Here is a 12,068-nt window from a genome sequence, read left to right as displayed (position 1 = left end):
GATCCTCTAACCAACCAACCCGATCAGATAAATAGCCCAAGCAAAGCCCGATTGAATCGATCTCGGAAAAACACCACCGAGCACAGACAGTCAACGCTAACTCAACAAGCCTGGCACCTAACGTGATTTAACACTTTCGTCAAGGCGCATTTTTAATTTCCGTCACGATCATCTTCCCACCCTCGCTGAGGACCATGAATTTCACCTGATCACCAGGCTTGAAATTGGACAAGATGCTCTTGTCTTTGGCGGTAAACACCATGGTCATGCCTGGCATGTCCAGGTGCTTGATGTCACCATGCTTGATGGTGACTTTGCCGTTGGTCTGATCAATTTTCTTGATCTCGCCGTCGGTCATTGCGGGAGCCTGCGCGGACTCCATCTTCGAATGGTCCATGGCAGCTTGAGCGAATGAAGCAAGTGGAGAAGCGATGCCGATGGCACAAGCCGATACGGCTAAAAATTTAGCAATGGCGTTCATTGTTGACCTCATGAATAAGAGTTAAAAACCAGAACCGATCCGTCTTTGCGAATCAGCAGCACTTGGTATGGATCGCGGTGACCATCAAAATCAGGCCCATCCATCCCAGGAGATCCGACAGGCATGCCAGGCACAGCCAAACCCAGGGCATGTGGCCTGTCTTTGAGCAACCGGCGGATATCGCGCGCAGGGACGTGCCCCTCGATCACATAGCCGGACACCACAGCCGTGTGACAGGATGCCTGCCGCTCCGGCACCCCAAGGGTGGCACGCGCGGCCTTGTTGCCCTCATCCACCACGGTGACGACGAAGCCATTGTGCTCAAGGTGCGAGACCCACAGCTTGCAACAGCCGCAGTTGGGATCTTTCCACACCTTGATTGGTGTTCGCTCCGCAGTCTCTGAGGCCGCCCAAATCGTCGGCGTACATGCCAATGACAAGGCCGCCATCAGCACTTTGCGCCTAGAGCGCAATGGAGATACAGATTGGTCTCGCATGATCATTTCTTCGAAACCTGGACCTTGCCCTTCATGCCCGCCTCGTAGTGACCAGGAACCAAGCACGCGAAATTCACTGTCCCGGCTTTAGTGAACTGCCAGACGATTTCACCTTGCTGCCCAGGCGCAATGGTCACCTTGTTGGGCTCGTCGTGCTCCATGTTCGGGAACTTCTTCATCACCTCCAAATGCTCCAAAAGTTCCTTTTCGGTCCCCAGGTTCATCTCGTGCTTGATCTGGCCTGCGTTTCTGACGACGAAGCGCACTGTTTCGCCCTGCTTGACTTGAATCGATGCAGGTTCAAATCGCATCTTGTCGCTCATCGAAACCTTGATCGTTCTGGTGACTCTCGATGCCCGACCAGGCTTGCCGATGGCGGTTTCTTCAGCGGCCTGGGTTCCTGCACCATGGTCATGCGCATGGTCTCCCCCAGCAAATGCGGAAGCGGACAGCGTCAAGCAAGTTGCAGCAATGAAGTGGGTGGCGAATCGACGTTTGTTCATCATGAAAAATCCGTATCAAGAGGTTGAGAATCAGTGATCGCTGTGAGACGTCGGCTTGCGGGCTCGCACCTCGACAGCCTTGTCAGGCTTCTTGGCCCGGGGCATAGATTGCCCACCTTCAGACTTGAATCTGGCAGGCTCACTCAAGGGGCCGGTATATTCATGTGCCACGGTGCCTGCAGGATGCTTGAACCAACCAGGGTCCTTGTAATCGCCATGCTTTTGGTTCTTGCGAACCTTGAGCACACTGAACATGCCGCCCATCTCGACCGAGCCAAAAGGCCCTTCGCCAGTCATCATGGGTACCGTGTTGTCAGGTATCGGCATTTCCATCTCGGTCATGTCGGCCATCCCACGCTCGCCCATGACCATGTACTCAGGCAAAAGGCCCTTGATCTTTTTGGCAACGCCACGGTGATCCACACCAATCAGATTTGGAACGTCATGCCCCATGGCGTTCATGGTGTGATGGCTCTTGTGGCAGTGAAAAGCCCAGTCCCCCTCCTCATCGGCCAAAAACTCGATCTGCCGCATTTGCCCAACGGCAACGTCGGTGGTCACCTCGTACCAGCGAGTGCTCTTCGGCGTCGGGCCACCATCGGTGCCTGTCACCAAGAATTCATGTCCATGCAAATGGATGGGGTGGTTCGTCATCGTGAGATTGCCAACCCGGATGCGCACTTTGTCGTTAAGTCGAACGTTGAGCGAGTCGACCCCGGGAAAGATGCGGCTGTTCCACGCCCACAGATTGAAGTCAAGCATGGTCATCGTCTTGGGGGTGTAACTGCCCGGATCGATGTCAAAAGCATTGAGCAAGAAGCAGAAGTCTCTGTTGACCTCATCGATCAACGGGTTCTTGTTCTTCGGGTGCGTGACCCAAAACCCCATCATGCCCATGGCCATCTGGGTCATTTCATCGGCATGGGGGTGATACATGAACGTTCCTGGACGACGTGCCACGAACTCGTATACGTAGGTCTTCCCCACAGGAATGGCGGGCTGATTCAAACCGGCCACACCGTCCATGCCGTTGGGCAGCCGCTGTCCATGCCAATGGATGCTCGTGTGCTCAGGCAACCGATTGGTGACATAAAGCCGAACACGGTCGCCTTCAACCACCTCAATGGTGGGCCCCGGGCTTTGCCCGTTGTACCCCCACAGGTGCGCCTTGAAGCCTGGCGCCATCTCTCTCACCACTGGCTCGGCAACCAAATGGAACTCCTTGACGCCTTGGTTCATCCGCCAAGGCAAAGTCCAGCCATTCAAGGTCACCACAGGGTTGTAAGAACGCCCTGTTTCAGGAACGAGAGGAGCCATGGTGTCCGAACTGGTCTGAATCACCGGCTCAGGCAATGCGGCCATGGCCACACGGCTGACGGCACTGGCTGCCACGGCACCACCCGCAATGCCAGCCATTCTGAAAAAATCTCTTCTTGACGACATCTTTGTTCCTTTGATCAGTGGCCGCCACCGGCGCTGGGAGCTGCGCCGCCGACGGACAAGGTGGTACTGGTGGGGCGCCCGATCAGAGATGCCTGCATCGCGGCGTCGGCCAACCAGAACTGTTGTTCAGCATCAATGGCAGCAATAACCGTTTCCACTTGATCCCGGTAGTCGGCCAGCAGCTCGAATACACCGATGAGCATGCCGTTGTAGCGAAGCTGGTTCTCATCCGAGATGACTTTGCGCAGAGGCAGAACCTCGTCTCTGTAATGCCTGGCGACGTCGTGAGCAGCTCGATATGCCGAATAGCTCTCTCGCAAATTGGAGCCTGCTGAGCGAGTGACAGCTTCAAGCTGATTGGCTGCCGCCAAAGTTCGCGCATTGAAGGCGTCGCGCTGCATGCCACCCCAGTCAAAAATTGGCAGCCGCAAGGCCAACTCATAACCTCTGGCGGAAGAACTTGTTCCCGCTGCGTTATCAAATTTGGTGTTCCTGCGCGCGGTCAACTCGATGTCGGTAAACGAGTTCACCAGTTCAAGACCCTGAGCCTTGGCATACGCATCGAAATTACTCTGGGCCAAGCGAATGTCCAGTCGGGATTGAGACGCCTGCGCACTGAATGCCTTCGGATTCACTGGTTCCTTGGGCAGGTCGGGGAGACGATCTGGAAGCCTCAACTGATCGACTTGGGCATCGTTCAAACCAAGCAGACGCACCAACTCCTCTCTGGCCGCCGTATTCAGATGGCTTGCAGAGGCCAGCCTGGTTGCTGCATCGGCATAGAAGGCCTGCTGCCTGGCGCGCGAAACACGGTTGAAGTTGCCGACCGCTTGCATACGCTGCGCCAGTTCTGCGCTTGCTTGCGATGCCTCATAGACTTGTTCGGCGTACTTGAGCGTCTGTTGAGCGGCCACGGCACGGACCCATGCCTGGCGGACCAAGGTCACTTGGTCCACAACGTCTGCAGCCAGCTTTACCTGTGCTTGTTCAATTCGTCGGCTGGCAGCACTCTGTCGCCAAGGTAGAGAGATGAGATCAAGCAAGCCAAAGGACAAAGCGCGCCCCAACTCCAGCTCATCGCCAGCGCGCAAGCGCTCAAAACTGAACACCGGATTGGCGATGCGGCCTGACTGAGCCGTCTGAGCTGCTTCAGCCCAACTCTGCGCCAGCAGGGCTTGCATGGAAGGACTATTGACCAACGCCAACTCCACTGCTTGCGACTGGCTCAAAGGCTTTTCCAACAGAGAGTGGGCTCGTCCGCGGAGTTTTGTCTTTTCAGAATCGTTCGTCGCCAGCGACAGATTCCCCTGCGTGAAGCCCGAGGTTTCGTCGTTGATGCGCTTGACCGATTGACCAATGTCGATGCTCGCACAACCCGAGAGAACACCCAAACCGATCGCAGCGACACCCGCTCTCAGCGGTACTCGATTGAACAGCCTTTTCATCGACGGCTCTCCCCATGACCTGCGTGCGGATCATCGCGTTCAGACTCGCTGCTCGGTTTGATGTTGGGACCACCACGCGACTCTCGTGCGTAAGCTCGCCAACCACCAATGCGACCGACCAAGTCGTTGGACTCTTTCCAGGCCGCGAGAACCGGATCGGAAAAGCCCTGGTAGCTGCCAATAGGGGATCGGTAGGTCACCTTGAATTCAGGTGGCGCGATTGGTTCAGCACTGGCAGGCTGCTGGGCTTGGGTCAGCCCCCCCATGGCTAACAGCACCAGACCCAGTGCGGGGCGAACAACATAGGACGATTGGGCCAATAGCATGTCTTCCTCTTGGCAAGCTGTGATTTCAAGCTGCCATTGTGCTCAGGTCAGCCTGTCGAGAACCTGTTTCGCAGATGACAGTTTTGTCATCTGCGAAACGCACGTCAGAATGGCGGCAAACTCATGCGCTGGCAGGAACTGGAGATCACCGTGCGCATCTTGATCGTAGAAGACGAACCAAAGACCGGGGAGTACCTGCGCCAAGGGCTCAGCGAAGCAGGGTTTGTTGTCGATCTGGCGACCAACGGCCCCGACGGGATTCACCTCGCCAAACACGGTGCGCACGATCTGGTGATCCTGGACGTCATGCTGCCAGGTCTCAACGGGTGGCAAGTGCTGAGCACCTTGCGTCAGCAGGGCCTGGAAATGCCTGTCTTATTTTTGACAGCCCGCGATCAAGTCGAGGATCGTGTCAAAGGGCTGGAGTTGGGCGCCGATGATTACCTCATCAAACCGTTCTCGTTCGCGGAGTTGCTGGCGCGGGTTCGAATCATCCTGCGCAGGGGGCGGCAGCATGGTGACGGCCCAACGTTGTGCGTTGCTGATCTTGAGATGGATCTCTTGCGACGACGCGTGACCAGAGGTGGCGTGAGGATCGACTTGACGGCCAAAGAGTTCGGTCTTCTGGAGCTACTGATGCGGCGACAAGGTGAGGTGCTGCCGCGTTCTCTCATCGCATCGCAAGTGTGGGACATGAACTTCGACAGCGATACAAACGTGATCGAGGTGGCCATTCGGCGGCTGAGGGTCAAAATCGACGAAGGCCAAAACATCAAGTTGATTCAAACAGTACGAGGAATGGGGTACGTTCTCGAAGAGCCTGGAAGGTCTGCACAGTGAAGATCGAACGACTGAAGGCGTTGTCACTGACCGCTCGCTTGACATTGTTCTTCACCTTGACGTCCGTGTGCATTGTGCTGGGCTTGGGCAGCCTGCTTATGTACGCTGCAGACCAGCATTTCATCGATTTGGACCGCTTCACCCTCAGTGACAAGCAACTCCTCATCAAGGACATCCTAACGAAGTCGCGCTCTCAAGATGACGCCCGCAAAAGATTGAGCGAGGCCTTGAATCACCACCACGGCATGTACATCTCTGCCAAAGGCATTGACGGATCAACACTCTATAGTTCAGATCGGTTTTCTCCGCCTGGGCAAGTGGCGCCGGGGCTGAGCCAGCCTGACGAGCAGGTGATTCAAAGGTGGCAGAGTCAAGGGCGGGAATACCGGGCGCTTCGCATGCAGCAAAGCCCTGGATACGACCCCACCAACGCCCTTGACGTTGTTGTGGCCATTGACACGAAACACCACGACGAATTCATCGCCCAACTCGGCCGAACCTTGGCGATTTACACGGTACTTGCGATGATCGCCAGCGGCATGTTCAGTTGGTTTGCTGCCCACCAGGGTCTTGCTCCGTTGAGGGCGATGAAATCGCGTGCTGCGACAGTTTCCGGGAGGCAACTTGACGAGCGGATGCCTGTCGGCTCAGTTCCCATTGAGATGGCCGATCTGGCAAAGGAACTCAACAGCATGTTGGACAGGCTGCAAAGTGATTTTCAGCGTTTGTCAGATTTCTCCTCCGATCTGGCGCATGAACTGCGCACACCTATCAGCAACTTGATGACGCAAACACAGGTTGTCCTGTCATCGCAACGTGACACGGAGACCTATCGAGATACCCTGGCATCTAACGTCGAGGAGTTTCAGCGCTTGGCCAGAATGGTGTCAGACATGCTTTTTCTGGCCAAGACTGAACGCAGCTTTGCCATACCTCAAAAGGAGCATTTTCAAGCGTCATCAGAAATCCAGAAACTCGTAGAGTTTTACGATGCCGTCGCGGAAGAAAAATCCATCCGCATCAACCTTGTGGGCGATGATCTGATCACAGGTGACAGGCTGATGTTCAGGAGGGCCGTCAGCAATCTGCTGTCAAATGCCCTTCGCCACACACCGAGCAGCGGAGACGTTTGCATCTCCGTGCGAAAAGCAGAGCCCTATATCGAGGTGGCTGTTGCCAATTCGGGCGAAGACATCGACCCCAAGGTTTTACCAAGGTTGTTCGATCGATTCTTCCGTGCAGACCCCGCTCGGGCTCACCCATCCAGCGACGGCGCAGGACTGGGTCTGTCCATCACCCGTGCGATTGTCGAAGCCCACAGCGGAAAAGTCGCCGTCACCTCAGAGCATGGGCGCACCTGCTTCACGCTGAGTTTCCCGGTGGGCGACAGGTCGAACCCGTCCCATGCCTGACATGCCCCTTCCGTTGTAGGTTGGCATCCACGAGCCCGGCGCCACGCAATGCGCCCCGTCTGCCATTGATCTGGATCAAGCTGGCTGGCGTAAATGACCTCAATGACACCAAGATAACAAACCTGTAATCTCTGGCTCACCTGCATGACAGGTGCTGCCACTAAGCTGAACTCACCACAACCATTCGCCTAGCGAATACTGGAGTCAGCATGATCGTGAACCACCGCAATTTCTCTGCCGCCGCCCTGGTGATTTTGGCATTGAACGGAATGGCCTTTGCACAATCAAAGGCGGAAGATCACTCGGCACATCACCCTGCGGCATCGGCCTCCGCCGCGTCGATGGTGGCCCCAAGCGCAGCGACTTCGCCTGCTATGGGCGCATCAAAGGGCATGCATGCCCACATGGAAAAGCACCACGCCGATATGCAGCGGATCATGAAGATCCGAGACTTCAAGAAGCGCCAGGGCGCCATGAATGAGCACATGAAAGCCATGAAGGAAGGCGACTGTCCAATGATGAAGGACGGCATGGGCATGGGCCCCGCATCCGGCACAAAAAAGTAACTATCACGTAAACACTCGAAATACACGGAGCGCAAATGACAAACGTACACCACCCTCACCAAAGCAGCACTGGACGCCCATCGTTTCTGAGGTCCCCGGTCGGCGTAGCGTTGATCATGGTTGGCGTCATTTTGGCGTTCTTCGTATTGCGAGAGCACTGGTCGCATGTCGTGGGCAAACTGCCGTATCTGCTGTTATTGGCATGCCCACTGATGCACCTGTTCGGACATGGACATGGCGGTCACGGAGGGCAAAAGCATGGGTCTGGCACGCCACAGGACACGGCAGATTCTGGCAAAGCAACCCGATGAAGGGTATGCAACATGAGCTTGGCCTACAAGGCCTATGCTTCGATCACACCAAAGATCCTGCCGCGCTTTTTGAAATCACAACTGGAGTGCACCCGTGAACGAAAATCACAGCCATCGCCACTCACCCAGCGATAGCGCCGCATTGCATGGCGACGAAGTCAAGGATCCGGTTTGCGGCATGACGATCAAGCAGCAATCGGCACTGACTGAGCGCTACGCAGGCAAGATGTTCTTCTTCTGTAGCGAACACTGCAAGGCCAAGTTCCTCTCAAGCCCAGCTCGGTTCGCCTTGCCGAACGAGGGGAAGCAGGCTGGAGCAACACCTCCTCAGCTACCCGCCTCAGAGCAGCTCACAGGCGCCACCTATACCTGCCCGATGCACCCGGAGGTTCGTCAAGACCACCCGGGCAACTGCCCCAAGTGCGGCATGACCCTGGAGCCCTTGCTTCCCAGCCTCGATGACGACAACCCCGAGTTGCGTGACTTTCAGCAGCGCTTTTGGTGGACGCTGCCACTGACCGCCATGGTGTTTGTGCTGGCAATGTTCGGACACAACCTGGGGCTGATGGACATGACCGTCCAAAGCTGGGTCGAGTTGGCCCTGGCCACACCCATCGTCCTATGGGGGGGGTGGCCATTCTTCTACCGGGGCTGGCTATCGGTGGTGCATCGCAGCCCCAACATGTGGACATTGATCGGCCTGGGCACCGGTGCGGCGTACTGGTACAGCGTCGTGGCCACCGCGGCGCCGCAGGCCTTTCCTGCTTCTTTCATGGCGATGGGGCGTGTGGCGGTTTACTTTGAAGCCGCTGCAGTGATCATTTCGCTGACGCTGCTTGGGCAGTTGCTTGAACTGAAGGCGCGCTCTCAAACCTCTGCGGCCATCAAATCGCTCTTGGGTTTGGCGCCCAAGACAGCCCGGAGGTTAAAGCCTGACGGGACCGAAGAAGACATCCCGTTGACCCATGTGCACGTCGGAGACCGCTTGCGCGTGAGGCCCGGAGAGAAGGTTCCTGTGGACGGCGTCGTGGAGGAAGGCACGAGTGCCTTGGACGAATCCATGCTTACCGGTGAGCCCATTCCCGTGAGCAAGCGATCGGGCGACAAGGTCATAGGCGCGACGATCAATACCAACGGCGCGCTGATCATTCGCTCGGAGCGTATTGGATCGGAGACCATGCTGTCGCAGATAGTGCAGTTAGTGGCCCAGGCGCAGCGCTCCAAGGCTCCCATGCAGCGCATGGCCGATGTTGTAGCCGGTTACTTCGTGATTGCTGTGATCAGCATTGCCGTGCTGACTTTCTTCGGCTGGGGTTTCTTGGGGCCAGATCCGAGCTGGGTGTACGGCCTGATCAATGCGGTATCTGTGCTGATCATCGCCTGCCCTTGTGCGCTAGGTCTGGCAACACCCATGTCCATCATGGTGGCCACCGGAAAGGGGGCCACTCAAGGTGTCTTGTTCAGGGATGCTGCAGCCATCGAACGCATGCGTCAGGTCAACGCGTTGATCGTGGACAAGACGGGTACGCTCACAGAAGGCAAGCCAGCCTACGACCGCGCAGTGGCAGCGCCTGGCTGGGACGCCACCGAAGTATTGAGGTTGGCAGCTAGCCTCGATCAGGGTAGCGAGCATCCACTTGCCGATGCCATCGTGCGAGCAGCTCGCGAACAGGGCTTGCTCTTGGGCAAGCCGATCAATTTTGAATCTGGCACAGGCATTGGCGTACAAGGGGAGGTAGATGGCCATCGCTTGGCGCTGGGCAACACCACCCTCATGCAACAGATCGGGGCTCCCGTAGAGAAACTTGTGCCGCAGGCAGAAGCGTTGCGCGCGGAGGGCGCCAGCGTCATGTACCTGGCTGTCAATGGCCAGATTGCCGGCTTACTGGCTGTCTCTGACCCCATCAAATCAAGCACTCCTGAGGCACTGACCGTCCTTAGGGAGGCAGGTATTCGGATAGTGATGGCCACAGGCGACGGACAGACCACAGCAAAAGCGGTCGGCGCAAGGTTGGGTATCGATGAGGTTCATGGCGAGGTCAAGCCCGCAGACAAACTCTTGCTGGTCGAGCGCCTGCAGAAAGAGGGGTGCGTGGTGGCCATGGCGGGCGACGGTATCAACGATGCACCCGCGCTCGCTCGCGCGGATGTGGGTGTCGCGATGGGAACGGGTACAGATGTGGCCATGAACAGCGCCCAGATCACCCTGGTCAAAGGCGACCTTAGAGGGATTGCCACGGCGCGCATGCTATCCATGGCGACCGTGGCCAACATGAAGCAAAACCTGGCTTTCGCGTTCTTCTACAACGCCTTGGGCATTCCCATCGCAGCGGGTTTGCTGTATCCTCTGACCGGGTGGCTACTGTCCCCATTGATTGCGGCTCTGGCCATGAGTCTGAGCTCCGTGTCGGTGATTGGCAATGCCCTGCGGCTACAGCGCTTCAAGAAAAAGTGACGTACTTGAAATCCTGGTCTACCTGCCTGCGCTGGTACTCCAGCAGGGCAAGTCCATGTGGCTCCTGCTGCCTGCTGCGACAGCGCTGAGTTTGTTCTCCGTGGCTGCCGACGCTGCACCCCACGGCGGCCGGGCGTACCTACGCGGTCTGTGGTGGTGTCTACATTTTTGGGGCCTTGGCGTGACTGTGGCAAGTGGATGGCATCACCCCAAGCCGCTGGGACAGCGGTCTGGGCCTGCATGGCGCTGGCAGGGAAGGCCTTCATTGCGTTTCAGCCAACGTCGTCCTGACCTCAGTGGCCGTGTCGATGGTGCGCATCCGGGAAATGCGCGTGGCTGTGGCTCATAGGCAAATGGCGATGAAGGTGCTTGTGCGGCACACCCGGCACGACAGGGCCAGCGTGCTCATGTTGATGGTGCGCATCGTGAACGTGCTCATGCGCGTGTTCCAGGGCCTCATGCGAATGCTCGTGAGCATGGTCCTCCGACAAGTGCAGCCAGACACCCCAAGCCATCAAGGCCGCGGCGACCAGCAACTGAACCGTGACAGGCTCGTGGAGAAGCAGCACAGACACCAGCGCGCCAAAGAACGGTGCAACGGAAAAGTAGGCCCCTGTGCGCGACGCACCCAGATGCCGCAGCGCCAGGACGAACAAGGTCAGGCTGGCGCCGTAGCTGAGAAACCCGAGTAAGCCCGCAGACAAAGTGGTCTCCCAACCGGGCCACCCCGCGCCCAGCGCCACGGCCAAAACCAGATTGCTGCTGCCTGCGCTCAATCCTTTGGCCATGGCAATGAAGCCGGCGTCGTTCAAAGCGACTTTGCGCGTCAGGTTGTTGTCCACCGCCCAGCCCAAACATGCCCCCAGCACCGCCAAAGATGGCCAGAGTGTCGAAGTGGCTACGTGCTCAGCAGCACCTGGCCAACTCAGCACCAAGGCACCGGCCACGATGGCAGCCATGCCCAGCACGATGCGTCGGTCCACGTTCTCCTTGAACACCACCCAGGCCAGCACGGCAGTCAGCACACTCTCCGCATTGAGCAGCAAGGACGATTGAGACGCGGACATGCCCGCAAGCCCAGTCATCAACAAGACAGGCGCTGCGATGCCGCCCGTCACGATGGCGCCTGCCAACCACCCCCATTCGCGCCAGGCCAGGGTCACCGGAGGTACACGCTGGATGCGACGCACCACCCACAAACCCATTCCGGAACCCAGGTACAACAGCGCCGCCAGCAGCCATGGGCTGGTCTGAGCGAGCAGAACCTTAGCAAGCGGCGCGCTCACACCGAACAACAATGCGGCCAACAACGCGGACATCACGCCGACATGTCGATGAGAGAGCAACTTTTGGATCATGGGTGAGCAGGTTCAGGCAGGAAGGAAGGATGTCGTGACTCAAGGGCCTTTGCTTCCAGAGTTTATTTTCTAAGCGCCAGACGGCAGTCGGTGATGCTGACCTCAACCCAATCGCCCACCTCGACATCGACATCGTTGGGTATCGCCACGATGCGCTTTGCCCTCAGGTTGGGATTGCCGCCATAGCTATAGGAAGCCACGGCAAACCGGGTTTTGCCCGCCTCAGCACCCAATGCCATTCGGCAATCTTCCTTGCTTGATCGCACCGCCAACTGATCCTTTTCGATGGCCACAACCTGCGCTCGCCGCCAACCTTGCGAGTAGGCGTTGCTCGATACCTGCGGCCCCGTCGTGCAGGCGGTGGTCAAGGCCGCAAACACAACGACCAGTGCTATTTTCAGTTTCAGCATGATGAACTCCTTTGGGTTGAG

13 protein-coding genes and 1 pseudogene are annotated in these 12,068 nt (G+C 57.5%); 6 read left to right on the top strand and 8 right to left on the bottom strand.

Annotated features, from left to right (window positions below; all coding sequences use genetic code 11):
* Window positions 1-139: 139 nt before the first annotated feature.
* Genes Q7V20_RS19860 through Q7V20_RS19835 form a run of 6 tightly spaced genes read right to left on the bottom strand, consistent with a single transcriptional unit; the run spans window position 140 to window position 4,695 of the window.
* Window positions 140-481: a copper-binding protein gene (locus tag Q7V20_RS19860; RefSeq protein ID WP_230179403.1), complete on the bottom strand. Its 342-nt coding sequence runs from the start codon at window positions 479-481 to the stop codon at window positions 140-142.
* Between the two features lie 8 nt (window positions 482-489).
* Window positions 490-978, bottom strand: coding sequence for a DUF411 domain-containing protein (locus tag Q7V20_RS19855; protein ID WP_300505145.1), 489 nt, complete (start codon window positions 976-978; stop codon window positions 490-492).
* A 2-nt stretch (window positions 979-980) separates the two neighbouring features.
* Window positions 981-1,484 carry a cupredoxin family protein gene (locus Q7V20_RS19850; protein WP_300505142.1) on the bottom strand — a complete coding sequence of 168 codons (504 nt, stop codon included), beginning with the start codon at window positions 1,482-1,484 and terminating at the stop codon, window positions 981-983.
* Between the two features lie 27 nt (window positions 1,485-1,511).
* Window positions 1,512-2,924 carry a multicopper oxidase family protein gene (locus Q7V20_RS19845; protein ID WP_300505139.1) on the bottom strand — a complete coding sequence of 471 codons (1,413 nt, stop codon included), beginning with the start codon at window positions 2,922-2,924 and terminating at the stop codon, window positions 1,512-1,514.
* 14 nt (window positions 2,925-2,938) lie between these two features.
* Window positions 2,939-4,369 (bottom strand): TolC family protein, encoded by a 1,431-nt coding sequence (locus tag Q7V20_RS19840; protein WP_125244038.1) that lies wholly within the window; start codon window positions 4,367-4,369, stop codon window positions 2,939-2,941.
* Window positions 4,366-4,695: a hypothetical protein gene (locus Q7V20_RS19835; protein ID WP_125244039.1), complete on the bottom strand. Its 330-nt coding sequence runs from the start codon at window positions 4,693-4,695 to the stop codon at window positions 4,366-4,368. Before Q7V20_RS19835 ends, Q7V20_RS19840 begins: the two co-directional genes overlap by 4 nt.
* Before the next feature lie 150 nt (window positions 4,696-4,845).
* Between Q7V20_RS19835 and Q7V20_RS19830 the strand changes: the two genes are divergently transcribed.
* From Q7V20_RS19830 to Q7V20_RS19805, 6 genes and pseudogenes are all read left to right on the top strand, one after another.
* A complete protein-coding gene (locus Q7V20_RS19830; protein ID WP_125244139.1) occupies window positions 4,846-5,535 on the top strand; it encodes a heavy metal response regulator transcription factor in 690 nt (229 codons plus the stop codon).
* Window positions 5,532-6,947: a heavy metal sensor histidine kinase gene (locus tag Q7V20_RS19825; RefSeq protein WP_304795188.1), complete on the top strand. Its 1,416-nt coding sequence runs from the start codon at window positions 5,532-5,534 to the stop codon at window positions 6,945-6,947. The genes Q7V20_RS19830 and Q7V20_RS19825 overlap by 4 nt, the downstream gene beginning before the upstream one ends.
* A 209-nt stretch (window positions 6,948-7,156) precedes the next feature.
* Window positions 7,157-7,513, top strand: a complete 357-nt coding sequence (locus Q7V20_RS19820; protein ID WP_290868399.1) for a hypothetical protein — start codon at window positions 7,157-7,159, stop codon at window positions 7,511-7,513.
* Between the two features lie 35 nt (window positions 7,514-7,548).
* On the top strand, window positions 7,549-7,824 hold the full coding sequence (locus Q7V20_RS19815; RefSeq protein ID WP_133611063.1) for a DUF2933 domain-containing protein: 276 nt from the start codon (window positions 7,549-7,551) through the stop codon (window positions 7,822-7,824).
* Window positions 7,825-7,918: 94 nt separating this feature from the next.
* Entirely contained in the window at window positions 7,919-10,279 is a 2,361-nt protein-coding gene (locus Q7V20_RS19810; protein WP_208110793.1) for a heavy metal translocating P-type ATPase, read from the top strand.
* Window positions 10,245-10,570 (top strand): annotated as a pseudogene (locus Q7V20_RS19805) (YnfA family protein). The gene Q7V20_RS19810 and the pseudogene Q7V20_RS19805 overlap by 35 nt, the downstream one beginning before the upstream one ends.
* 2 nt (window positions 10,571-10,572) lie before the next feature.
* Here the strand turns inward: Q7V20_RS19805 and Q7V20_RS19800 are convergent.
* A complete protein-coding gene (locus Q7V20_RS19800) occupies window positions 10,573-11,598 on the bottom strand; it encodes a DMT family transporter (protein ID WP_304795183.1) in 1,026 nt (341 codons plus the stop codon).
* Between the two features lie 101 nt (window positions 11,599-11,699).
* Entirely contained in the window at window positions 11,700-12,047 is a 348-nt protein-coding gene (locus Q7V20_RS19795) for a hypothetical protein (RefSeq protein ID WP_133611061.1), read from the bottom strand.
* Between the last annotated feature and the right edge of the window lie 21 nt (window positions 12,048-12,068).

Origin of the sequence: Aquabacterium sp., assembly GCF_030652515.1 — a bacterium.
Taxonomy (GTDB): domain Bacteria; phylum Pseudomonadota; class Gammaproteobacteria; order Burkholderiales; family Burkholderiaceae_C; genus Aquabacterium.
This window is presented reverse-complemented; position numbering and strand designations above follow the sequence as displayed.

What these genes read in the sequence shown, in the direction of transcription:
- Q7V20_RS19860 (WP_230179403.1), bottom strand. Translation starts at nt 481, where the DNA reads ATGAACGCCATTGCTAAATTTTTAGCCGTATCGGCTTGTGCCATCGGC.
- Q7V20_RS19855 (WP_300505145.1), bottom strand. Translation starts at nt 978, where the DNA reads ATGCGAGACCAATCTGTATCTCCATTGCGCTCTAGGCGCAAAGTGCTG.
- Q7V20_RS19850 (WP_300505142.1), bottom strand. Translation starts at nt 1,484, where the DNA reads ATGATGAACAAACGTCGATTCGCCACCCACTTCATTGCTGCAACTTGC.
- Q7V20_RS19845 (WP_300505139.1), bottom strand. Translation starts at nt 2,924, where the DNA reads ATGTCGTCAAGAAGAGATTTTTTCAGAATGGCTGGCATTGCGGGTGGT.
- Q7V20_RS19840 (WP_125244038.1), bottom strand. Translation starts at nt 4,369, where the DNA reads ATGAAAAGGCTGTTCAATCGAGTACCGCTGAGAGCGGGTGTCGCTGCG.
- Q7V20_RS19835 (WP_125244039.1), bottom strand. Translation starts at nt 4,695, where the DNA reads ATGCTATTGGCCCAATCGTCCTATGTTGTTCGCCCCGCACTGGGTCTG.
- Q7V20_RS19820 (WP_290868399.1), top strand. Translation starts at nt 7,157, where the DNA reads ATGATCGTGAACCACCGCAATTTCTCTGCCGCCGCCCTGGTGATTTTG.
- Q7V20_RS19815 (WP_133611063.1), top strand. Translation starts at nt 7,549, where the DNA reads ATGACAAACGTACACCACCCTCACCAAAGCAGCACTGGACGCCCATCG.
- Q7V20_RS19800 (WP_304795183.1), bottom strand. Translation starts at nt 11,598, where the DNA reads ATGTCCGCGTTGTTGGCCGCATTGTTGTTCGGTGTGAGCGCGCCGCTT.
- Q7V20_RS19795 (WP_133611061.1), bottom strand. Translation starts at nt 12,047, where the DNA reads ATGCTGAAACTGAAAATAGCACTGGTCGTTGTGTTTGCGGCCTTGACC.